This is a genomic window from Hymenobacter sp. FMD4, from assembly GCF_058932745.1.
Genome location: NZ_JBZYWH010000006.1, coordinates 65,718 through 88,615 on the forward strand (window position 1 = coordinate 65,718; position 22,898 = coordinate 88,615).

Genomic DNA, 22,898 nt, shown 5'->3' on the forward strand with positions numbered 1-22,898 from the left:
CATGGTTACAAGCAGTGTACCAAGGCCTAAAACTGCCGTTTTGGCTGTCAGATTGTCACCGGCCGGTACTGTCAGCTAGCTGCTTGCTGACGGAAGTTGCGTTACGGGAAACCCAGTCGGACAGATGTTCCGGCTCTAAACCTTGCTGCTCAGTTAATGAAAAACGGATAAAATAGCTTTTAGAATTAGCTATGATTTCTTGGGACAAGGAGCCACTAATAGTTTCTTCAACATATTCACACGAGACTCTTCAATGAAGGGTTCAACTCTATCGCCGACTGTGTAGCTGACTTCTAGAGTAGGAAGCTCAGCGTTGTTTAGAGCTCCGTATTCTTCATCGTGCAATTCTTCGTAGGAGCTAATCTCGCGGCCGTCGTGAATGACCACAAGCTCTAGCACAGATTCGTTTATTACCCGACCCTCAGCTCGAAGCCAGAGCCGGTTCTCGTAGTTCTTTACTGGTAAGTAGACATCGTATAGTGTTTCCGAATCTGCTTGCTCGGGCAGCAGCACATCCAGAAAGTAAGCTAGAATCTCAGAAAGATTTTCGGGACCACCTGAAGCCACGAACTGCTGATTTTCGATGTGCCATGACACCCAATTAGTGGGTGACCGTTCAACAGTCGGCTGCTTGGGCAGCACAGCGTTGCGCAGACAGGTTTCCTGTAAATCAATGGTAACCCACCAACCAGGATTATCCACGTTCGTGATAGACAGACTGTAAGAATGCTCCCAATCACCATTGCAGTTGATGGTGTACCAGCGCTGAATTCTTTGCAGTAGATCCATAGGTCTAAATCGAAAAGTATTGAATTAGGAGTCGCCTCCGCATCAGCTGCTGCCAACTATCCGTGCGTTTACGTTAGCAGAGCTTGAGCCCATTGTAAGCAAAATCACCTCTATGCTTCTGAGCTGGCTGCTCCACAATAGTAGCATGCGTTTCTTACCGTGTCACGTTACATTGCGGAAGCGCTGAAGCAATTGGCGCTACTCGGCACGATAATATTTTGCCCGCATGCATCCGTTACGCACTTATTTGCTCCGGTTCGTGCCCGGCCTTGCAGAGAATGAATGGACACCGCTAGCTTCTGCGTTGCGAACCGTGCAGCTAGCGCGTGGCAGTCATTTCGTGCAGGCCGGGGAATACCGGCCGCAGGTGGCGCTGGTGCTCAACGGCGCGCTACGCCTCTACTACCCGCGGCCCGACGGCGAAGAGCGCACCACCTACTTTTTCTTCGAGAATCATTTATTGGCCGATTACCCGGGCTGCCTGACTGGCCATCCCAGCCAACTCAGCATTCAAGCCCTGACCGAGGTGGAACTGGTTGTATTCGATTACGCCGTGCTGCGCGGCCTCTACGAGCAATTTCCGGTGTACGAGCGGTTTGGCCGGCTCGTGGCCGAATACCACCTGCTTGGTACTGATGCTCGTTTGGTGGAGCAGCTATTGCTCTCGCCCGAAGAGCGGTACCGGGCTCTGCTGGCCTCGGGTAAAACGAAGATTCTGGAGCGCATCCCGCAGCATTTGGTCGCCAATTACCTGGGCATTACGCCGGTGTCGCTGAGCCGCATCCGGGCGCGGGTGGCGCGGGGCGGCTAGGCGCGGCGCTTTCTTATCTTTTGTTATCGTCGGCGAGTGGCTGTTGACGAGACCTTTGGAATGTTGATGCTGTCACATCCAAAACCTGTCGAACCCATGAAAACCCTGCTGAAAACCGAAGAATTGGCCGAGCTGCTATTGGCCGTAGTCGTGTTTGCCCAGTTGCCCTACGCCTGGTGGGTGCTTCCCGCCGTGTTTCTGCTGCCCGACCTGAGCGCCTTGGGCTACCTGGCCGGACCGCGCATCGGGGCCGCGAGCTATAACTTCTTTCATCACAAAGCTGTAGCCGTAGCCTGCGGAGCCGCCGGCCTGTTGATCGGGGAGCCGATGCTGATACTGGCCGGCACTGTGCTGCTCGGCCACGCTGCCTTCGACCGGTTGATGGGCTACGGCCTGAAGTACCCGACCGGCTTCCACGACACGCATCTGGGGCGCATAGGCCGGAGTGGGGTTCCAGTAGCTTAAGCCGTATCAAGAGCATAAGGCATCAGCCCCGGCTCCTCTTTGAAGAGGAGCCGGGGCTGATGCTGTAATGGGGCGCAACGAACTGCTAAGGCCTAACGTCTAAACCTATTTGGTGCGGCGGGGTGGGCGGCCACTGGGCGAAGCGGAGCGCCCCGTAGCACCAGCTGCCCCAGCGCCACCCGGCTTGCCGCCTGAGCGTGGCCCAGCTGCGCCACGCGGCGCGGCGCCGGCCGGACGGCTGCCCCGTGAGCCGGCCCCAGGCCCGTCAGCCGGACGGCTACTGCGGCCACTGGCTTTCTGGCTCTTTGGGCCGCGCGTCGGGCCGAACTTCCCGGCTGCCGCTTTATTGGCCTGAGCAGCTTTGCGAGCCGCTACCTTCTGCTCAAAGTTGGGGTCGTATTTCTCGGTAGGCTTCTTGCGCGCCGGTTCCGAGCCGCCTACTTGTCGCGCCGTGGCCGTGAGGCGCTTAAGCTCCTGCAGCTCGGCTTCCGTCAGTTCGCGCCACTGGCCGGGTTCCAGCTTATTAAGGGTAAGCGTGGCAATGCCGGCGCGGATGAGGCGCAGGGTGGGAAAGCCCACAGCGGCCGTCATTTTGCGCACCTGCCGGTTCATGCCTTCCGAAATGGTTAGCTCGATCCAGCTCGTCGGGATGTTAGCGCGGAAGCGCACAGGTTTGCTGCGTTCCCATACCTGGGCGGGCTGCTCGGGCAGCAGACGGGCTTCGGCAGGCGCAGTGAAACCGTCTTTGATTTGTACGCCGCGGCGCAACTGCTCTATGGCTTCTTCCGTTGGGATGCCTTCTACTTGCACCCAATAAGTCTTGGGCACTTTGTAGCGCGGCTCGGCGAGGCGGAACTGCATCTGCTTGTCGTCGGTGAGCAGCATGAGGCCCTCCGAGTCGAAATCGAGGCGGCCGACAGGGTACACGTCGGGAATCTGGACAAAATTTTTGAGGGTGTCGCGGCCGGCCTCGTCGGTAAACTGGGGCAGGACTTCGAAGGGCTTGTTGACGAGGAGGTAACGCATATCAAAGCAAAGGTACAGCCTTCCGGATGCCCGTACGCCATGTAGTGGAAGTTGAGTACGTCGGCTCTTAGTCTAGCCAAGTAGCTACTTCGCGCCGAATGTCGTCGAACTCACCAGCCAATACGAAGTTCCAGCCAAGTTCGATGGCCTGCACAGCACGTTGCATTTCATGCACATCGGCCGGGGCAAAACCGGATTCTAGCTGCATCCAAGTGGCGTACTTGCGGCCAGTTGTCAGAATACTATTCACGGCGTACACGAGCGTACGGTCAAGGCTTTGGGCCTTGGTTTCGTCGGGGGCTTCGGAGGGCTTTTCGCCGTTGAGGTGCCGGTTAATTAACTCGAAACAAGCAAGAACATCGTCGGCCAACGGCTGCATCGGGCGAAAGGCTTTCTTGTCGCTGATGACGTAAAGCGTGTATTGAAAGTCCTCGGCGTTCGGTTTCTGCTTGGAGAGGCCGGCGTGGCGAAGGAGCTTTTCTAGTGCTGCAGAGTATTCCATTGTCTGGGTCAGGCTGAAGAATGTTTCGCGCAGAGGTTCGCAGAGTAAGACGCATACATACGCCGGGCCGTTCGATGACCACTGCGTGCCGCAGCGTTGCATCTGCGAACCTCTGCGCGAAATGTGGTATTAGATTAAATACTTCCCGAGTACCTACGCACCGTCCACTCGGCTACTGCCAAAGCCAGCAGCAGCGCGAACAGCCACCATTCGTCAATCAGGTCTTTTAGCTCTTCCTGCGAGTAAATGACGGGCTTAAACTTGGCTTGCAGCAATTGTTGCTCCAGCTGCGCGAGCTGCGTGGGGTAGTAAAGGCGGCCGCCACTGCGCTGGGCAAGCTGGTAGAGCGTGTTGTGGTCGGCGCGAGCGGCGGTGGCTTCCAGCTGCTGCTCCTGCACCAGCACCTCGCCGCGTTCTTCCTGCGGTTGGCCGGCAACGGTGGCGCGCGCGGTAAAGCGGTAAAGACCGGCGGGCAATACACCGAGGCGCATGGGGCCGCCGTTTTCGCGGTTGGTGTGCGAGGAAGTGCGTGGCCGGTTCTGCTCGTCGGTAAGCGTGAGCGTGACCTGCTGGCCGTACACGCGCTCAAACACGGCGTTGTAGGTTTCGACGCCGAAGGTCACTTCCTCTGTCGTGTCAAAAGCGTCCTGCGTGGGATACACGTCCAGGCGCTTGCGGCGGCTGTCCTGGGTGAGTAGCTGCAAAAGGCGCGTCATCAGGCCGTCGTAAGCAGTGGCGCGGTCGTCGTGGGTAGCGGCTTCCTGAAGGCGCCACTGCCAGCTGCCGTCGGTGAGCAAGGTGGCTTGGCGCTGGCCGGCCTGGCCCGCAACCACCAGCAGCGGGCGCGTGGTACGCGTGCGACCCGCCTGCTGACGCAGAATTACCTCGGTCCCGCCGCCCAATTGGGCATTGCCGCCTACCACCGATACGGGCGGATAGTCGGCGATGCGCGCAGCCGCATCAGCATCGAGAGCAAAGCGGGTAAAGTTGGGGTTTATAAGGGGTGAGGCTTCATTGCCCGCGCCGCCGCTTATGCGCAGGCCGGTATTGCCGAGGCCGTTGTAGCCCGCCACATCGGTTTGGGCACCGATTACGTGCAGGGCCGGCAGACGGCGAGTGCGCACGTACTGCACAATGTCGCGGCCCTCGCCGGTGCGGCTGGGTAGCTGGTGCAGCACAGCCACGTCGTAGTCCTGATCGGCGCGGAAAGGCGTGATGCCGGGCAAGGCCAGCGTCACGTCGAAGTTGTCGTTTTGGATAAGCGCAGCGCGCAGGGCTTTGAGGTCGGGGTGGGGCACGGCGCCGGCCAACAGCACGCGCAGGCGGCCTTTTACCACTTCCACGTAAGCATTTCGGGTGTTGTTGAGCACGGTGAACTCGCCGGTTTGCTGCTCTACCACCACTTCGTAGCGGTGCTTGCCAGGGGCAGTCGCCGTGAGCAGGAACTGCGCACGCTGCAGGCGGCTGTTGGGATTGAGACGCACTTGCTGGCGGGCCAGCACGCGGCCGTTTTCGCGCAGCAGCACGTTGGCAGTGCCGCCCGTCGGGAAGCCGTCGTAGCCGATTTCAGCTTCCACGGGAAAGCGGTTGCCAGAGAAAGCCACGCGGTTGTAGCGCAGGTCGGTTACGCGCAGGTCACGGCGCGGCACGGTGTCGCCGAGGGCCAGCGGGTAGATGGGGTAGGTGATGTCGGCGTACACGGGCGGGCGGCCCTGGTTGGCAAGGCCATCGGAAGCCAGCACCACGGCGGCGAGGTTGCGCCCCTCGTAGTCTTCCTGCAGGCGCGTAAGCAGCTGGTCCAGATTGGTGGCCGACTGGCGGAAGCGCAATTGGGCAACCCGGGCTGGTGCGGCGGTGTCGAGGGTGCGCAGCTGCACCTCGTAGCCGGCGTCGCGCAGGCGCTGGGCGGTGGCATCGAGGCCGGAAAGCGTGCGGCGCAGGGAGCTGGAATCGGCGGTGTACAGCGGGACGGAACGCGAATCATCAACGGCCAGCACCACGGTGGGGGCTTCTTCGGTGGTGGTGTTGCGGCGCAGGATGGGCCCGAGCAACAGCCAGCACAGCAGGCTCACAAGGGCAAAGCGCAGAAATGCCAAACCGTAATTGATAGCTCGGCTCCACGGCGCACGTTTGGAATACAGCAGCGCCGCGTAGCCCGCCCCGACGGCCAGGCACAGCAGAATAAACCAGGGGGAATAAGCAGTCGTCAGCAAGGACAGGAGTCAGCAGATGGAGTACCAAGAACTCCGCCCGTAGCTAAACAGTTGCGTGGGGCAGAGCAGTACGAGGCGCAAATAACGCCCAATGCGCTAAGTTAGGTCGGATGAATTACGTCGGGCTAATGAATACTGAGTTACACCAAGCCATAGAAAAGCTGTATCAAGTGTTTGCGCGATACCCGCTAAACCCCGCAATGGATGGTAGTCCACTGTATGCTGAGTTGGATGAATGGAATCAGCAGCTTACCGCTAAAGAGTTAAGGGAGTTATCGGAAGATGACTTGCATATCTTCCACTTCAAAGCCATGACAACCTGGGGGAGTGTAGCTGACTTCAAACACTTCCTGCCTAGAATTTTCGAGGTGCTAACCCAGTTCCCGCTGGATTTTGAGGTATGGGTAGCTCTTGACAAACTCAACTACGGTAAATGGAATACTTGGCCCGAGCAGGAACGAGTCGCTGTAGCAGAATACTTGCTGGCATTTTGGAGTGAAATATTGACGACTACCGACGAAAGGGCTGATGCATTCTGCAACGACTACTTCGGGGCTATTGCCAACGTGTACCCAGATTTAAATGAGTTGTTGCGCCGCTGGGAACAGGCACCATTAACTGGTCTGATTCGTCTGGGGCTGTTCGTAGACTTTGAATTTGACTTTCTGCGGAGAAAACGGCGATTATCCGAGTATGATCAGCGGCCTGATCTTGCGCCAGCTGTTTTGGAGTGGTTGGCAACAGACGCAACAGTAGCCCGGTTGGAAGAAGGTTTCTTTGCCACATCGAACCCGTATTTGGCAGAGCGTATATCAGTAGCAGTACAAATTCTGGAGAATTACCGCCGGGAGCAGGCTAAGAATCCCTAGTGCTGCACCACTGTCACCAGCTCCGGGCTGTCGAACATGCGCACTGGCGAAATCACTTGCTCGTCCAACGGAATGCGCCGGCCGTACCGCTCGCGCATCTTCTGTTGCACGGCCGGGTGGGAAAGGTCAAATTCGCGCAGGCGCTGCAGCTTCCCGATTTCCCGGCCGGTGGCCTGCTTGTACATCTTCCAAAGCAACTCCGAGCAGTAGATCCGGTCGTCGGACCATTCAAAATACAGGTCGTAGCCCTTGCCGCGGAACTGCTGGCCGGCTTGCTTGAGGCGTTGCAGCGCGGCAGGCGTCAGCACTTGGTCTGCATCGCGCAGACGCTTTACTACGAAGTGGCCGCCTGCACCGCGGGCAATCCAGCGAGTGAGCGGCGTGCTGCTGACGGGCTGCACGGCTTCGAATACTTGCCATTCATTGCCTTGCCGATACAGGATGCCGCAATGGCTGTATTTGGAATGCGTAGCCAGCTGAATGGCCTTGCTTTGGGCTGATAAAGAGGTGTGGAAGATCAGGTCGCCTTCGCGGAACTGGTCGGCTCCGGTCGTTTTGGCGGTTTCAGCGCGGCGTAAGCGTTGGTCGCGGAGTAGGCGGTGTGTGACGCTCGGGTAGGCGAGGACAGCAATCAGGGCTAGTAAGGGCAGCAGAAGGAGTACTCGACCTGACATAAGAAAGCGGATAGAAAAACAGTGCGGGCTTCAGTCCGCGTCTGCTGGAACGACACCGTTGTACATCCATTGTTCAACGACTATCGTCCCAGCAGACGCGGACTAAAGCCCGCGCTACATGGTAGTTCTAAAATGTTACGTCAGCATGCCGCCGTCCACCTGCAGCACCTGGCCGGTGATGTAGGCCGAGTCGTTGGAGGCGAGGAAGGCGGTGGCTTTGGCCACGTCGTCGGGGGTGCCGCCGCGCTTGAGCGGAATGGCCTTGCGCCACTCGTCCACCACTTTCTGGTCCAGCTCACCGGTCATTTCGGTTTCAATGAAGCCCGGCGCAATGGCGTTGCAGCGGATGTTGCGCGAGCCCAGCTCCAGGGCTACCGACTTGGTGAAGCCGATGATGCCCGACTTAGAAGCCGCATAGTTGGCCTGGCCGGCGTTGCCTTTGATGCCTACCACCGAAGTCATGTTGATGATGGAGCCGGCTTTGGCGCGCATCATGGGCTTGGTAGCGGCCTTGGTCAGGTTGAATACCGACTTCAGGTTCACGTTCAGCACTTGGTCCCATTGCTCTTCGCTCATGCGCATGAGCAGGCCATCTTTGGTGATGCCCGCGTTGTTCACGAGCACGTCGAGCTTGCCGAATTCGGCCACTACGTCGTCGATCAGCTTTTCGGCCTGCTGGTAGTCCGAGGCGTCGGAGCGGTAGCCTTTTACTTTGGTGCCGTGCTGGGCCAGCTCCTGTTCGAGCTGCTGGCCTTTCTCCACGCTGGAGAGGTAGGTGAAGGCCACCTGAGCGCCCAACTGGGCAAAATGCTGGGCAATAGCCCGGCCAATTCCTTTCGATGCGCCCGTAATCAGCGCTACTTTTCCGTCGAGCAGTTTGGTCATGAAGGCAAAGCTAAACGACGGATGCGACGGATTAGTCGGATTGCGCCGATTTTGTGGGCTGTAGTCGAATGTTCGTGATGGCTCGGCGCCTGGAAGAGGGGTTCACACAGCCGAGCCACCCTGGGGTGTACTGCCGTTGGGCCTCAGCGACACCATGCTTTGGCCTACGGGGCAGCGAAGCCGGAGTTATGTAAGTCCAGCCGTTGAATGTTATACGTCAGCGGCCTGCTTGGTTCTACACCTTTGCGGCGCTAGGTTGGCTGTACGTGTAGCCGACTGTGCAACCTACCACCGGAGAAACGACTTTCTCTGCAAACAATCTGACTTGCAGCGGCGTTAGCCTCAGGCTTGTTGCCGACCTTTGCGCCGGATTTTGTGCCGCCCATGCTTTATACTACCCCCATTCGAATAGTTCTTACCCTGCTATTGTTGCTAGCCGCGCCGGCGTCGCTTCTGGCCCAAGCCACCTACGTGCTGCGTGGCACCATTCGCGGCACTGACGGCAGCGGCCTGCCGGGTGCCAACGTGGCCGTGCCGCGCCTCGGTCTGGGTACCGCCGCCGCCGCCGATGGCAGCTACGAGCTGGCCCTGCCTGCGGGGCGTCATAGCTTGGTGGCGTCGTTTATCGGCTACCAAACGGTGACTGAGGAAATTACGCTGCGCGCCAATCAGCGCCTCGACCTAGTGTTGCCCGCCGCCGGGACCGAGCTGCAGGAAGTTGTAATCCAAGGCTCTGGTACGCTGGAGCAAAAGCTCCAAACCACCCAAATGGGCGTGGAGCGCCTCTCGGCCCGCGAAGCCAAGCTGCTGCCAGCCCTGTTCGGTGAAGTCGACATTTTAAAAACCCTGCAGCTAAAGCCCGGCGTGCAAAACGGCGGCGAGGGCACCAGCGGCCTGTTTGTGCGCGGCGGTTCGGCCGACCAGAACCTGTTTCTCGTCGACGATGCGGTGGTGTATAATCCCAACCACCTGTTCGGCCTGTTCAGCACCTTCAACTCCGACGTGGTGCAGTCCGTGGACTTGTACAAGTCGGGCTTTCCAGCCCAGTACGGCGGGCGTCTCTCGTCGGTGGTGGATGTGAAGCTGCGCGAGGGCAGCCGCGACTCGGCCGGTGTAGCCGGTGGCATCGGGCTGATTTCCTCGCGCCTGGCCGTAGAAGCCCCCATCAAGAAGGGGCGGGGCTCCATTCTGGTGGCGGGGCGGCGCACATACTTCGACATCTTCACCCGTCAGATCAACAAGCTGATGGAGGATGACCCGGACTACAACCCGATTCCGGACTACTACTTCTACGACCTCAACCTGAAGGCTAACTACCAGCTCACTGACAAAGACCAGGTATTCCTGAGCGGCTACTTCGGCAACGACGTGTTCGGTTTCAGTTCCACCCGCGGCTTCAACTTCGACTTTCGCTGGGGCAACCGCTCGGCCACGGCCCGCTGGAGCCACGTGTTTACGCCGCGCCTGTACACCAATACCACGGCCACGTGGTCGTACTATACCTACAACATCTCCAACCGGCTCGACCAGTTCAGCTTCAACCTCGGCAGCACCATCCGCGACTGGAACCTGCGCTCCGACTGGGAGTGGCGGCCTTTGGGCGACAAACACATCGTTCGATTTGGCGGCAGTGGCACCTTACACAAGTTCGGGGTGGGACGCCTGCAGGCTGGTGCCAACGACGGGACCTTCAACATCGGCCAGAACGTGGAGTACGACGGGCTGGAAGGCGGCCTGTACGCGGCCGACAACTTCACCATTACCGACAAGCTGGCCCTGGATTACGGCCTGCGCCTGACGGGCTTTCGCTCCGGCACCAACGACTTCGGTGGCCTCGAGCCGCGCGCGGCCGCTCGCTACATTCTTACACCCAAAACCACGCTGAAGGCCAGCTACGCCATGATGTACCAGTACGTGCACTTGGTCACGAACTCTGGCGCTTCGCTGCCGACTGACATCTGGTACCCGTCGCGCCTGTCGGTGAAGCCGCAACGCTCGCAGCAGGTATCGGCGGGGGCGAGCTTTCTGCTCTTCGGCGGTAAGCTGCTGCTCACCGATGAGGTGTACTACAAGTGGGCGCAGCGTCAGATCGACTTTCGCGACGGTGCCCAGCTGTTCGTGAATCCGGAGCTGGATCAGGAGTTCCTCTTCGGCCGCGGCTGGGCCTACGGCAACGAGATTTACCTCGAAAAGAAAGAAGGCAAAACCACCGGCTGGCTGGGCTACACGCTGGCCTGGACGCAGCGGCAGTTTGACCCTCAGCGTGGCACCAACGGCATCAACGGCGGCCGGACGTTTTTTCCTACCTATGACCGTCGGCACAACCTCACCCTGGTGCTACTGCACCAGCTCAACCGGCGCATCAACCTGACCAGCTCCTTTGTGTACACCTCTGGCAACCCCACCACGCTGCCCACCGGCCGCATTGCCATTCAGGACGTGTACGGCGGCGAGCTGCAGGTAGTGCCCATTTACCCCGACCGCAACTCCTTCCGCTTGCCCAGCTACCACCGCCTCGATCTGGGCGTGGTGTACAAACTCAAGCCCTGGCGGCGCCTCGGCGGCGAATCGGACCTGACCCTGAGCATCTACAACGCCTATAACCGTCGCAACCCCTACTTCATTTACATCGACGAGGTGCGGGACCCGGAAACCCGGCTGCCCACGCGCTACCGGGCGCGGCAGGTGTCGCTGTTCCCGGTGATTCCCTCGCTCACGTACAACTTCAAATTCTAATCCCGGATTTATGTTGATTCGACGGATTTTGGCTGATTACTTCCTGCGGTTGGCGCCGATTGGCGCGGCGGCCCGCGGCGTAGCGGCCTGCTTGGTGCTGCTGACGGGCGTGCTCACTGCCAGCTGCGACTTGCAGAAGGACGTGGACGTGGAGTTGCCCGTATTGCCGCCGCAGCTGGTAGTGGAGTGCTACCTCGAAAACGGCAAGGTGCCGGAAATGACCGTTTCCGAGACCGTGCCTTACCTGAGCGCGCCCACGCCCACCCTCCTCACCGATGTATCCGTGACGCTGACCAGCCCCACGGGCCGCGTCGAGACGCTGCGCTTCTTTCCCGGCCAAAACCGTACTACCGGCAAGCTCTACACGCACCGCGGCCTGCGCCCGCTCAGCATTCAGCCCGGCGACACCTGGCGCCTGACCGTGCGCGACACCAAAGGCCGCGAGGTAACCGGTACGGCCACCATGCCCGCCACGGTGCCCATCGACAGCATCGAGTGGCGCTTCAACGACCGGCCCGTGGATCAACGCCGTGCCCTGGTGCTGGTGAAGTTTCAGGACCCGCCCGGGGTGCCTAACTTCTACCGCTTTCAGATCCACAACGACAGCATTTCCGACGATGTGGATGTGGAGTACTTCCCCGAGGACCGCCTGCTCGATGGGCAGCAGTTTACCTTGGGCACCAGCTTCGAGTTCCGCGTCGACGATACGCTCATCGTGTCGCTGTTTCACCTGGATCGGCCCTACTACAACTTCCTGCGCTCCGTCGACGACGCCCAATCGGCCAACGGCAACCCCTTCGGCCAGCCAGCCGCCGTGCAGAGCACCGTGGAGGGCGGAATTGGGGTATTTACCATCCTGAATTACCAGCGCCGAACGATAATTATTCGGTAATGAGCGGGCGCTTGGCGTTGCACTTCCCGGAACAATGAATAGCAAGCGGGGCCGCCGAACCTAAGTTTGACGGCCCCGTTCCGTTGTCGTGGTTGCTGGTGCCCGACTATTCCCACCTAGGAGATAGAGGACCTTACTGCTGCTCCACCACGCGCTTGAGCAGAGCAGTCAGGCGCGGCTCGGCATCGGCGGCGGCAGCCAGAATGTGCTGGATATCTACCGGCTTCAGGTGCTGCGGGCTGCACAAATCGGTGATGACCGATACGGCCAGCACCGGCAGGCCCATGTGGCGGGCGGCAATAACCTCGGGCACCGTGCTCATGCCCACGGCATCGGACCCAATGGTGCGTAGGTAGCGGTACTCGGCCGGCGTTTCGAGCATGGGACCGGGCAAAGAGGCGTACACCCCGCGCCGCACGCGCTCGGCAAAGCCCAAGGCCTGCGCGGCGGCTTCGGCCTGAGTTATCAGCTCCGCATCGTAAGGCGCAAACATATCCGGGAAGCGCGGCCCTAGCTCGTCGAGGTTTGGGCCCACGAGCGGGTTGGTGGGCTGCAGGTTGATGTGGTCGTCGATGAGCATCAGGTCGCTGATGCGGAACTCGGGGTGCAGCCCACCAGCGGCGTTACTCACAAACAACTTCTGAATACCCAGCAGCTTCAGCACTCGCACCGAAAACACCACTTGCGGCATCGAATAGCCTTCGTAGTAGTGAAAGCGGCCCTGCAGCACGGCCACGCGGCGGCCGCCCAAGGTGCCCAGCAGCAGCCGGCCGGCGTGGCTTTCCACCGTCGAAACGGGGAAGTGCGGAATGTCGGCGTAGCTCAGGCTGAAAGCTACTTCTACTTCTTTCGCCAGGGCCCCGAGGCCGGTGCCTAGGATGATGCCGAATTCGGGCTGGAAGGTGGCGGTTTGCTGCTGAATGTAGGCGGCGGCTTCGCGGAGCTGCTGAAGCTGTTGGGTGGCAGGTAGGATCATAAAAAAAGCGCCGTCGACATGTGCCGACGGCGCGCAAAAGTAGGATGAAGTTTTGCGTAGCGAGGGGCGGAGTTGGCTGATTTTTGTCAACCGACTTTCCTACAACTGCGCAGCTACGAAGCAGGTTTTACTGAATTGTCAGCTCGTAGGGCAGGCGGGCCTGTACTCCCTGCATCTGCAGCACCGAGCGGTACTGCTGGTAGATGGGGAACAGCGGGCCCAGCTGGGCTTTCATTGCTTTGGCCTGGGCGTCCTCGGAGTCGTCGCTAAACATGGAGAGCAGCTTCTCAATCGACGATTTGCGGCCGGGTAGGCTCTGCACGCGGTAATCACCCTCTTTCAGGCCAGCGCGGCGGGCCGCAATAGCCAGGGCATCTTCGTAGCTGCCGAGCACGTCCACGAGGCCGCGCTGCTTGGCTTCGGTGCCCGACCACACCCGGCCCGAGGCCAGGCGGCGCAGGCGCTCCACCGGCATGCGGCGGCCAGCGGCGGCTTTGGTAGTGAAGTCGGTGTAGATGCGCTCCACCTCGCGCTGCATCATTTGCTGCTCAAAGGGGGAGAGGCGGCGCGTCACCGTCGGGATGTCCGAGAACTTGCCGGTGGTTACGCGGTCGACGGTGATGCCGAGCTTATCGGCGAGCAGCGGGCCCAGGTTGGGCAGCACGCCAAATACGCCAATGGAGCCGGTAATCGTGTTGGGGTGTGCCACGATGGTGTCGCAGCCCATGGCAATGTAGTAGCCGCCCGAAGCCGCCACGTCCGACATGGACGCAATAACCGGCTTCACTTTCTTGGCCAGCATCACCTCGCGGTACATTACATCGGAAGCCAGGGCCGAGCCGCCCGGTGAGTTGATGCGCAGCACGATGGCCTTCACCTTATCGTTCAGGCGCGCTTTGCGGATGGCCTCGGCGAACTTGGTGCCGCCGATGTTATCGTCGGAGCCTTTGCCGCCTACGATTTCGCCCTCGGCGTAAATCACCGCAATGCGGTTGCCGCTTACTTTTTCGTCGTCTTTTTCAACCTTGCTGTAAGTGCTCAGGCTCACGAGGCTGGGCTTCTTGTCTTTCTCAAGCTTCAGCTTGCCGCGCACGTAGTCCAGCACTTCGTCGTAGTAACCAAGGCGCGTCACGAGGCCGTAGCGCTTGGCGTCTTCGGCGTTGTGCACCAGCATAGAGTCCTGCACCGTCTTGACGCGCTGCACCGGCATCTTGCGGGCGGCGGCAATCTGGGCCACAGTGTGGTCGTTGATGGAATTCAGGAAGGAAACCGTCTGGTAACGGGCCGAATCCGAGAAACTCTCGCGCATGTAGGGCTCCACGGCGCTCTTGAACGAGCCCACGCGGAAGATGTACGGCTCCACGCCGAGCTTATCAAACAGGCGCTTGTAGAAAAACACCTCCGACGACAGCCCGTTGAACTCCAGCAGGCCCTGGGGGTGCAGGTACACCTCATCGGCCACGGAGGAGAGGTAGTAGCCTTTCTCCGAGCCGGTCTCGTGGTAAGCCACGATGAACTTGCCCGACTTCTTGAAGTCGATCAGCGTGTTGCGCACTTCTTCAAGCGAAGCCATGCCGCCCTGCACGATGTCCAGGTTCAGCAGAATGCCGCGAATGTCGTCGTCGGTTTTGGCCCGCCGAATGGCCTCCTTCAGGTTTACTAGGCCGATGGAAGAATTGCCGGAGCCGAAAGGCGTGAACGTAGCTTCCTCCTTGCGTTCGGTAATGGGCTTGTCGAGCTTGAGCTCTAGCACGGAGTCGCTGGCTACCGTCACCTCATCCGACGAGCTGCCGATGGCCGCCACGATGGCAGCAAACAGCAGGAATCCGACGAGGGAAAATAACACCAGCCCCACGACGGAGGCCAGTACATACTTCAAAAAACTTCTCATTGGTACAGGAAAAGAGGATCAGCGAAGAATGAACAAAGGAAGGAGGGTTTTGGTGGCAGGTAGTCCACCGGAGCAGCCGCAGCGGCTGCCCCGGCGGTGTTTCAACCTCACCACTGCCCCAAATAACGGAGGCGCTGATGTTCGGTCAGTCGCTAATCGACAACCGGGCATTTCGGCGGGGTGAAAGCCGATCGGGCGGGTGGAATACCGGGAGATAAGAGCGTCTAGGCGGCCCATTGAGCCAACGTTGAAGTACTCATCCGATAAGGCAGGCGAGCGGCACCCAGACCGTCATGTCGAGCTTGTCGAGACATCTCGCGTGCTGATGCCGGATACTAGCCTCTGCCTACAACGAAAAGATTACTATCGGGCGAGATTCCTCGGCAAGCTCGGAATGACGTTCTGTTTGGTCGTTCAGCCTTTAGTGCGCGAGATGTCTCGACAAGCTCGACATGACGGTCTGGGTACTCGGCCCGCTGGCTATCCAGCCGGGGTCAAATACAGTTAACCACGCCCTCGGCCGGCTTCACCTCCCGCAAGAGCACCTCAATACCCATACTTCTCGCCCCACCAGTAGCGCAGGCGCTCCTGAATCTTCTGCTCGGCGGCGTTGTCGCCGGGGGTGTACAAACGGTGGCCGCTTAGCGCCTCGGGCATGAATTCCTGGTAGGCGAAGTTGCCGGGCGAGTCGTGCGAGTACTGGTACTCATCGCCGTAGCCGAGCTGCTTCATCAGGCGGGTAGGGGCGTTGCGCAACGGAATGGGCACCGGCTGCACGCCTTGCTGCTTCACCAGCGCGCGGGCTTCGCGAATGGCTTTGTACGAGGCGTTGCTTTTGGGCGAAGTGGCCAGGTACACCACGCACTGACCCAAAATAATGTCGGACTCGGGCATGCCGATGACCGTCACGGCCTGAAAGGTGCTCTGCGCCAGCAACAGGGCGTTGGGGTTGGCATTGCCCACGTCTTCGGAGGCCAGGATGAGCAGGCGGCGGGCAATGAACTTGGGGTCTTCGCCGCCTTCCAGCATCACGGCCAGGTAGTAGAGCGCCGCGTTGGGGTCGGAGCCGCGGATGCTTTTGATAAAGGCCGAAATGACGTCGTAGTGCATTTCGCCGCCTTTGTCGTAGCGGGCGAGGTTTTGCTGGGCCAGCTGTTGCACTAAGTCATCGGTGATGGTAACCTGGCCGGTCGCGGGGTCAGCTTTGGCCGATTCCACTACGATTTCGAGCAGGTTGAGCAGCTTGCGCGCATCGCCACCCGAGATGCGCAGCAGCGCGTCGTAGCTCTGCACCTGCACAGGGCGGCGGCGCAGGGCGTCGTCGGTAGCCAAGGCGCGGTCGACGAGGCCGGTGAGGTCGTCTTTGCTCAAAGGTTCCAGCACGTACACCTGCGCCCGGCTCAGAATGGCCGGAATTACCTCAAACGACGGATTCTCGGTGGTAGCCCCGATGAGCGTGACGATGCCCTGCTCCACGGCGCCCAGCAGCGCATCCTGCTGCGATTTGCTAAAGCGGTGAATCTCGTCGATAAACAGCAGGGTGCCGCGCCGCGACTTAGCTTGCTGAATCACATCGCGCACGTCTTTCACGCCCGCATTGATGGCCGACAAAGCCACAAACGGCATTTTTAGCTGCGCCGACAGCAGGTGCGCCAGGGTGGTTTTGCCTACGCCAGGCGGCCCCCACAAAATCAGCGACGGCAGCCGACCGGCCTCCAGGTACCGGCGCAGCACGCCGCCCTCGCCGATGAGGTGCTGCTGGCCCACGTACTCGCTGAGGGTACGCGGGCGCAGGCGTTCGGCCAATGGAGCGCCGGGGCGGGGCTGGTCGGCGGGCGGATCGAAAAGGGAAGCCATGGAAGCGGGAAAGCGGGAAAGCGAAAAAACGGAAGGGAGGTGGGCAGCAGTCAGCTTACCCGAACGATTGCGGCGTGTCAGGGTTACCCAACCACCAGCGCGGTGCTGCGTACCCCAACGGCTCCCAAAGGTCGGCGGAGTCGCCGTTTGCGCAAGGCCGACGCTACCTTTGCCTGTGATGAAGAATTCCCTGCGTGTGCACGCGGCCTTGTTTCTGGTGTCGCTGATTTACGCTGCCAATTACAGCATCTCCAAAGACGTGATGCCGCACTACATCGGGCCCTACGGCATTGTGGTGCTGCGCATCGTGGGGGCCACGCTGGTGTTTGAGCTGCTGCGTCGCCGCTACGCCGGCGGGCAGGCCATCGTCGGCCGCGCCGACAACGTGCGGGCTGTATTATGCGGCATTACCGGCATCGGGGTGAATCAACTGCTGTTTTTCGGCGGCCTGAACCTGACCACGCCCATCAACGCCTCGCTTATCCAGACCATCGCGCCCGTGGTGGTGGTATTGGCCTCGGTGGCCCTGCTGGGCGACCGGGTGACGCTGCGCCGCGCCCTGGGCATCCTGCTGGCCGGGGCCGGGGCGGCGCTTATCATTCTGGGCCGAGGCAGCACGCCCGGCGTGGGCGGCGAAAACATCACACTGGGCAACATCATGATCCTGCTCAACGCCACGTTTTTCGGGGTGTACTTGGTGCTGGTGATGCCGCTGATGCGCAAATACCATCCATTCACGGTACTGGCGCGCATCTTCTTGGTCGGGACCGTCATTGCGGTGCCCTTCGGCTGGCGGCAGGTGCTGGCTGCCGACTACGCCAGCTTTCCGCCGCTGATCTGGGTGGCCATTGCCTACATGGTCATCATGCTGACCATCGTGGCGTACCTACTGAATAACTGGGCTTTAAAGTATGCTTCACCGGCCTTGCTGGGCGCCTACATCTACCTGCAGCCCGCGCTGGCCGTGCTCATTGCTGTAAGCCTGGGCAAGGATATGCTCACCTGGGGCAAGGCTTTGCAGGCGTGTTTGATTTTTAGCGGGGTGTTTTTGGTAAGCCGCAAGCCGAAAGCGGTGATAGCCGCGCCGGATGCGGTGCCGCTAAAGCCGGTAATAGATTGAATTTAAACAGCGCTTTATATCAACTTGTATCTGGTGAGTTAGCGAAATCAATAGCTTATTGGCCTATGTTTAGTTTTTACCAATCACGCATTACCGGCTGGTGCTTTATATGCCTGCTCCTTGTCACTCTTGCGTTTCCGGCAGTTGCTCAGGAAGAATGGGTGCGGTTTGAAGGTCGGAAAAGAGGGCTGTATGGTTACAAAGACGCCACTGGCAAAGTGCGAGTCAAACCGAGGTTTTTGGGCTTGCCAGCTTCTCCTGCCAAGCGTTTTATTGATATAGCTGCCGTGCGCGACGCAAACGGTTCTCACTATCATTTGCTCAAGGACGGGCGCCGCGTTGGGCACGACAGCGTCTTCGTATTCGATTATACATTTGATTGTGAAAGTGAAGGCAAAATCATATTTAAAAGCCCCAAGAACAAACGAGTCGGATACCTTGACCAGCACGGGAAAGCCATCATTCCGGCAGTATACAATAGCGCCCGCTCTTTCCACAACGGCATGGCGGTGGTATTACAAGGGGCACGGCGTGCCTGCCGGGACGGAGTCGATACGCTAAAATGTGAACACCCAAGCTGGAAGGGCGGTAAACTGATGCTGATCAATGAGCAAAATGAAGTGCTTATTGACAGTTTATCACGGCAGGAATTGTATACCATTAATTGGTATTCGGCCAAACTAAACGCGTCGGCTACTGATACTCTTGACCGGGTACGAATTTCAGGAGTAGGCGGTAATACTTACTCGTTCATTGATTACGAGAAGGAATTCAGGCGTTGGTTTTACGCTGATTTTCTGCAAGCCGTCAGCAGTAATAATCAGGAACGCGTAGGTGAAGCCTGTTTCTCTGTCATCCGAGTGGCACAAAGACCATTTAAGGGCTGGATACCGTACCAGCGGCAAGAATTCTTGGCAGCGTACCAGCGGCTGTTAGCCGAACACCTGACTGTAAGCAAGCCGGGACTACAAAATATGGGTATAGGTAGCGACCTTCTAAATGGGCTTATCCATGAGGAATCTATCTTCGATACCTTCTACACACTTTGCGGCGAACATGATTCTGCCCGGTATCCAATATTCAGCGTTGTCATAACTAACGAGCCCACTGGGCCAGGCGCCGATGAGTACCAAGAGCACTTTACTTTTATCCGGACGGCGGGTGGATACAAGCTCATATCGGTATCCTTATAAAGGCAGGTAGACGCTAACTGCCGCTAGCCTGAGGAGTAGGGAGCAACTGCCCAGTAGCTGGCTCGGGTCACTTCAAGCCCAGTTCGTGCGTAACTTCGTTCTTCCCCGTGCGTACCCCGCCCGAACCGCAACTGCATGAAACTACTCCTCGTCGAAGACGAACCCAAACTGGCCTCTTTCATCAAGAAAGGCTTCGAAAACGAGGCCTACGAGCTGGATGTGGCCTACGACGGCCAGATGGGCAAGTCGCTGGCGGAGCAAAGCCATTACGACGTCATCATTCTCGACGTCAACCTGCCCTATATCAATGGCTTTGAGCTTTGCCGCATGATTCGGGAGGAAAACAAGCAGGTGCCGGTGCTGATGCTTACGGCTCTGGATTCGCTGGATAATAAAGTAACTGGCTTTGAGGCTGGAGCCGATGATTACCTGGTGAAGCCCTTCGAATTCAAGGAACTGCTGCTACGCACCCGCGCCCTGCACAAGCGCAGCTCTGAAGCGGCCAACGTGAAGCGCATCTTGCGCATGGCCGACCTGGAGCTGAACCTCGACGCCAAAACCGTAGCCCGCGCCGGCAAGCGCATCGTGCTGACCACCCGCGAATATTCGTTGCTGGAGTACCTGATGCTAAACCGCGGCAAAACCGTGTCGCGCGTGGATATTGCCGAACGCGTGTGGGAGCTGAATTTCGATACCAACACCAACGTCATCGACGTGTACGTAAGCTACCTGCGTAAGAAAATCGACAAGGACTTCACGCCGAAGCTCATCCACACGGTGGTGGGCATGGGCTACGTAATGCGGGAGGGATGAAAGGTGAAATTGTGAGTTGGTGAACTTGTGAAATGACGTGCCGCCTGCACGGAAGGAACAACTGATTCACTACTTCACCACCCTGCCATTATGCTCATTCGGAACAAGCTCATCTTGCGCTTTACCCTGCTGGTGCTAGCCATTCAGCTGAGCTTGTCCCTGTTTGTCTACTATTTCCACGCTGCTACCAGGGAGCAGAAATTTCAGAACCGCTTGGCGGGTAAGGTGGAGTTAACCGGGCGTATTTTGCTGCAGCGCAACAACCTGCGCAGCGGCATTCTGCGCACTTTTCGTCGGCGAGACTTGCTGACCTTGCCGCAGGAGCAAATCAGCATATATAGCCCGAACGGCCGGCTGATTTACGCCAGCGACGACCTCATTGATCAAGCCGGCAACCTGGCCCACATGTCGCAGATCAAGGCTGGCGAACCAGTACGTTTTCGGTACGGGGCGCGCGAGGCGCTGGGCGTGCAATACGAGCACCAGGGGCAAGGCTACCGCATCTTTGCGGCGGGTTACGACGAAGTCGGCTTTCAGCAGCTGGATAAATTGAGGCTGATTCTGCTGATCGGTAACATAGGAGCCTTGTCGCTCATTGTGGTGGCCGGCTGGTACTTCGCGGAGGAGTCGTTGAAACCCATAGCCCGTATTGTGCAGCAGGTCCGGCGCATCACGGCCTCCAACCTAAGCCAACGCGTGCATGAGGGAAATCAGAAAGATGAAATTGCTCAGCTGGCCATTACGTTCAACCAGATGCTGGCGGGACTGGAGCAGGCATTTGAAAGCCACCGCAGCTTTGTGGCGCACGCCTCCCACGAGCTGCGTACGCCCCTGGCCAATGCGCTAGGCGTGCTGGAAACTTCCGTGTTGTACGATACCGACCTGGCAGAAGCTAAACTGAGCATGCAGTCGGCTATGGAAGAAATGCGCCGCCTGATTGGGCTGACCAACAGCTTACTGGACCTCGCCCGCGCCGACGAAACAGCCTTCAGCCGCGTGCCCGTGCGCCTGGATGAATGCCTGACTCAAGCCCTGGACTACTGCTGCGTCAAGTACCCCAGCCGAGCCGTGAAACTGTCTTTCGGCGACGTCCCCACAGCCCTGGACGAGCCTTTTATGGTCAGCGGCAACGCCCACCTACTTACCACGGCTATGTTCAATCTGCTCGATAACGCCTGTAAGTATTCTGATGCGCCCGTGGACGTGGAACTGGGCTACCTCAATGCTCGTACGCTGTGCGTAACCGTGCGCGACGCGGGAATCGGTATTGAGCCCGCAGCGCTGCAACGCATTTACGAGCCTTTGTTTCGGGCCGAGGGCGGGCGCCACAAAGGAGGGCACGGACTGGGGCTGCCCATCACGCTCCGCATTGTTACGCTGCACGGCGGCGAGCTGAGCGTAGACTCGGCTGTGAGCGTGGGCACCACCGCCACGGTGTGTCTACCAGCAGTTTTCTAATATTTTCTAATCCCGTTCTCACCCGGCTTTAATGAGTGATTCGCTGTTTTGCGGCTGAATCATGAATCATGCCCATGGATAAGGACGAACGCATGCCGCTGCCAGCACTGCTTTTGCTGCTGGCATTGCTGTTCTCGGCTGGGCTGAACTGTTACTTGCTGTTTGCGGCCGACGAAAAGCTGCCCGCTAGCCCCGATCCAACGGCTGACGCCCGAGTAACCGAATCGGAGCTGGAGCTACGCCTGGCGCAAACGCAACTGGCCCGCTGTCAAGCCGAGCAGCTCCGCAAAGACAGTGTGCTGGTACACCTGCTCAGCCAAGCACGGCCAGTGAAGCTCTAGTGCGATTTTAATGTTTTTTAATACCAGCCTAATGTGGCTCTAATGCTAGCAGGGAAGCTTTGCCTATCAAATTTCGCTGAACTGTACCCCTGAAGGGGCTGCGCTTATGTCAACTGAACTTCCCCGATTACTTTCCCGGCCGCTCACCGCGCTTGCCCTTGGTGGCTTGCTGGTAGGGTGTACTGCTAAAGGCGAAACTGAACAGTCGCCGGAAACGGCTCAGGTACAACCGACGCTTCCCGTCACCGAGCTCATGGTGCGCGACACGGTGCTGTACCGTAAATACGTAGCCGACATTCAGGCCGTACGAAACGTGGAGCTGCGTGGTCGAGTGACTGGTTTTCTGGATAAAATCCACGTCGACGAAGGCCAGGAAGTAAAGCAAGGTCAGCTGCTGTTCAGCATCAACGATGCTCCGTTCCGGGCCCAGATAACCAAGGCCAAAGCGGCCCTGGCCAGTGCCCAGGCCGAAACGCGTGTGGCCGAGCTGGAAGTAAAGCAGGTAAAGCTGCTGGTCGACAAAAACATTGTTTCGAAAACCGAGCTGGAAGTGGCCCAAGCCAAGCTGAAGGCTGCCCAATCCCAAGTGGCCCAAGCCCAGTCTGCCCTCACCGATACCCAGCTAAATCTGTCTTACACCCAGATGCGGGCACCCTTTGATGGCATCATCGACCGTATTCCGCTGAAGGTAGGAAGCCTGATTGACGATGGCACGCTGCTTACCACCGTCTCCGACATCCAGGCCGTGTACGCCTATTTCACCGTGTCGGAAGGGGAGTACCTGGAGTACATGAAGCGCCGGAAGCAGCAGCCCGCCAGCCCGGCCGAAGTACATCTGCTGCTGGCCGATGGCAGCAATTACCCGCATCCCGGTAAGATTGAAACGGTGGAAAGCGAAATCGACGCCAACACCGGCTCTATAGCCTTTCGGGCACGCTTCCGAAACCCCGATAAGCTGCTAAAGCACGGGGCCAGCGGCCGGGTGCGCCTGGCCAGCCAAGTAGACGATGCCTTGCTGCTGCCGCAAAAGGCCGTGTTTGAGCTGCAGGATAAGAACTACGTCTTCATCGTCGATAAGAACAACCGCCTACGGCAGCAAAACTTTGTTCCCAAGACGCGTTTGGCCCATTTCTACGTGGTAGAATCGGGCCTGAAACCCGGCGACCGGGTAGTATACGAAGGCGTGCAGGACGCCCGCGACGGCATGCGCATTCAGCCGCGCCTGATTGCCATGGATAGCTTGCTGGCGCCCATTCCTATGCAGAGCCGCGGAGGACGCAGCGGTATGGCCGCCGTGCACGCCCCCTAATTTCCAGCTCCGACGTTGCATCACTCCACCCATCGGGTGCAACGTCCGCTTGCCGAAGCCGTGCCGTATTTGTGCCGA

20 protein-coding genes are annotated in these 22,898 nt (G+C 59.1%); 11 read left to right on the forward strand and 9 right to left on the reverse strand.

Going from position 1 to position 22,898, the window contains the following annotated elements; translation table 11 throughout:
- Window positions 1-189: 189 nt before the first annotated feature.
- On the reverse strand, window positions 190-789 hold the full coding sequence (locus AC5FXY_RS08140; RefSeq protein WP_493556161.1) for an immunity 53 family protein: 600 nt from the start codon (window positions 787-789) through the stop codon (window positions 190-192).
- 226 nt (window positions 790-1,015) lie between these two features.
- Here AC5FXY_RS08140 and AC5FXY_RS08145 point away from each other — a divergent pair, with 226 nt between their 5' ends.
- Both AC5FXY_RS08145 and AC5FXY_RS08150 read left to right on the forward strand, forming a co-directional pair.
- On the forward strand, window positions 1,016-1,600 hold the full coding sequence (locus AC5FXY_RS08145) for a Crp/Fnr family transcriptional regulator (RefSeq protein WP_493556162.1): 585 nt from the start codon (window positions 1,016-1,018) through the stop codon (window positions 1,598-1,600).
- Between the two features lie 96 nt (window positions 1,601-1,696).
- Entirely contained in the window at window positions 1,697-2,065 is a 369-nt protein-coding gene (locus tag AC5FXY_RS08150) for a DUF4260 domain-containing protein (protein WP_493556163.1), read from the forward strand.
- 105 nt (window positions 2,066-2,170) lie between these two features.
- On the opposite strand, the gene AC5FXY_RS08155 is transcribed toward AC5FXY_RS08150, so the two are convergent.
- The 3 genes from AC5FXY_RS08155 to AC5FXY_RS08165 form a co-directional block, all read right to left on the reverse strand.
- Window positions 2,171-3,091: a pseudouridine synthase gene (locus tag AC5FXY_RS08155; protein ID WP_493556164.1), complete on the reverse strand. Its 921-nt coding sequence runs from the start codon at window positions 3,089-3,091 to the stop codon at window positions 2,171-2,173.
- 67 nt (window positions 3,092-3,158) lie between these two features.
- On the reverse strand, window positions 3,159-3,593 hold the full coding sequence (locus AC5FXY_RS08160) for a hypothetical protein (protein WP_493556165.1): 435 nt from the start codon (window positions 3,591-3,593) through the stop codon (window positions 3,159-3,161).
- Between the two features lie 134 nt (window positions 3,594-3,727).
- Window positions 3,728-5,806: a VWA domain-containing protein gene (locus AC5FXY_RS08165; RefSeq protein WP_493556166.1), complete on the reverse strand. Its 2,079-nt coding sequence runs from the start codon at window positions 5,804-5,806 to the stop codon at window positions 3,728-3,730.
- 128 nt (window positions 5,807-5,934) lie between these two features.
- Here AC5FXY_RS08165 and AC5FXY_RS08170 point away from each other — a divergent pair, with 128 nt between their 5' ends.
- Window positions 5,935-6,675, forward strand: a complete 741-nt coding sequence (locus tag AC5FXY_RS08170; RefSeq protein ID WP_493556167.1) for a hypothetical protein — start codon at window positions 5,935-5,937, stop codon at window positions 6,673-6,675.
- Here the strand turns inward: AC5FXY_RS08170 and AC5FXY_RS08175 are convergent.
- Window positions 6,672-7,349 (reverse strand): YiiX family permuted papain-like enzyme, encoded by a 678-nt coding sequence (locus AC5FXY_RS08175; RefSeq protein ID WP_493556168.1) that lies wholly within the window; start codon window positions 7,347-7,349, stop codon window positions 6,672-6,674. The genes AC5FXY_RS08170 and AC5FXY_RS08175 overlap by 4 nt on opposite strands.
- Before the next feature lie 135 nt (window positions 7,350-7,484).
- Window positions 7,485-8,234 carry a 3-oxoacyl-[acyl-carrier-protein] reductase gene (gene fabG, locus AC5FXY_RS08180; RefSeq protein WP_493556169.1) on the reverse strand — a complete coding sequence of 250 codons (750 nt, stop codon included), beginning with the start codon at window positions 8,232-8,234 and terminating at the stop codon, window positions 7,485-7,487.
- 384 nt (window positions 8,235-8,618) lie between these two features.
- Between fabG and AC5FXY_RS08185 the strand changes: the two genes are divergently transcribed.
- Both AC5FXY_RS08185 and AC5FXY_RS08190 read left to right on the forward strand, forming a co-directional pair.
- On the forward strand, window positions 8,619-10,970 hold the full coding sequence (locus tag AC5FXY_RS08185; RefSeq protein ID WP_493556170.1) for a TonB-dependent receptor: 2,352 nt from the start codon (window positions 8,619-8,621) through the stop codon (window positions 10,968-10,970).
- Between the two features lie 10 nt (window positions 10,971-10,980).
- Window positions 10,981-11,862 carry a DUF4249 domain-containing protein gene (locus AC5FXY_RS08190; RefSeq protein ID WP_493556171.1) on the forward strand — a complete coding sequence of 294 codons (882 nt, stop codon included), beginning with the start codon at window positions 10,981-10,983 and terminating at the stop codon, window positions 11,860-11,862.
- 133 nt (window positions 11,863-11,995) lie between these two features.
- On the opposite strand, the gene AC5FXY_RS08195 is transcribed toward AC5FXY_RS08190, so the two are convergent.
- From AC5FXY_RS08195 to AC5FXY_RS08205, 3 genes are all read right to left on the reverse strand, one after another.
- Window positions 11,996-12,838, reverse strand: a complete 843-nt coding sequence (locus AC5FXY_RS08195; protein ID WP_493556172.1) for a purine-nucleoside phosphorylase — start codon at window positions 12,836-12,838, stop codon at window positions 11,996-11,998.
- Window positions 12,839-12,965: 127 nt separating this feature from the next.
- Window positions 12,966-14,729: a signal peptide peptidase SppA gene (sppA, locus tag AC5FXY_RS08200; protein WP_493556173.1), complete on the reverse strand. Its 1,764-nt coding sequence runs from the start codon at window positions 14,727-14,729 to the stop codon at window positions 12,966-12,968.
- A gap of 546 nt (window positions 14,730-15,275) precedes the next feature.
- Window positions 15,276-16,586 carry a replication-associated recombination protein A gene (locus tag AC5FXY_RS08205; RefSeq protein ID WP_493556174.1) on the reverse strand — a complete coding sequence of 437 codons (1,311 nt, stop codon included), beginning with the start codon at window positions 16,584-16,586 and terminating at the stop codon, window positions 15,276-15,278.
- A gap of 178 nt (window positions 16,587-16,764) precedes the next feature.
- Here AC5FXY_RS08205 and AC5FXY_RS08210 point away from each other — a divergent pair, with 178 nt between their 5' ends.
- The 6 genes from AC5FXY_RS08210 to AC5FXY_RS08235 all read left to right on the forward strand — a co-directional run bounded on the left by AC5FXY_RS08210 (window position 16,765) and on the right by AC5FXY_RS08235 (window position 22,820).
- Window positions 16,765-17,706: a DMT family transporter gene (locus AC5FXY_RS08210; protein WP_493556316.1), complete on the forward strand. Its 942-nt coding sequence runs from the start codon at window positions 16,765-16,767 to the stop codon at window positions 17,704-17,706.
- 65 nt (window positions 17,707-17,771) lie between these two features.
- A complete protein-coding gene (locus AC5FXY_RS08215; RefSeq protein ID WP_493556175.1) occupies window positions 17,772-18,899 on the forward strand; it encodes a WG repeat-containing protein in 1,128 nt (375 codons plus the stop codon).
- Between the two features lie 135 nt (window positions 18,900-19,034).
- Window positions 19,035-19,712 carry a response regulator gene (locus tag AC5FXY_RS08220; RefSeq protein ID WP_493556176.1) on the forward strand — a complete coding sequence of 226 codons (678 nt, stop codon included), beginning with the start codon at window positions 19,035-19,037 and terminating at the stop codon, window positions 19,710-19,712.
- A 90-nt stretch (window positions 19,713-19,802) separates the two neighbouring features.
- Window positions 19,803-21,170 (forward strand): sensor histidine kinase, encoded by a 1,368-nt coding sequence (locus AC5FXY_RS08225; RefSeq protein WP_493556177.1) that lies wholly within the window; start codon window positions 19,803-19,805, stop codon window positions 21,168-21,170.
- A 74-nt stretch (window positions 21,171-21,244) separates the two neighbouring features.
- Complete coding sequence (locus AC5FXY_RS08230) at window positions 21,245-21,511, forward strand: hypothetical protein (RefSeq protein ID WP_493556178.1); 267 nt, start codon at window positions 21,245-21,247, stop codon at window positions 21,509-21,511.
- A gap of 106 nt (window positions 21,512-21,617) precedes the next feature.
- On the forward strand, window positions 21,618-22,820 hold the full coding sequence (locus AC5FXY_RS08235) for an efflux RND transporter periplasmic adaptor subunit (RefSeq protein ID WP_493556179.1): 1,203 nt from the start codon (window positions 21,618-21,620) through the stop codon (window positions 22,818-22,820).
- Window positions 22,821-22,898 lie beyond the last annotated feature (78 nt).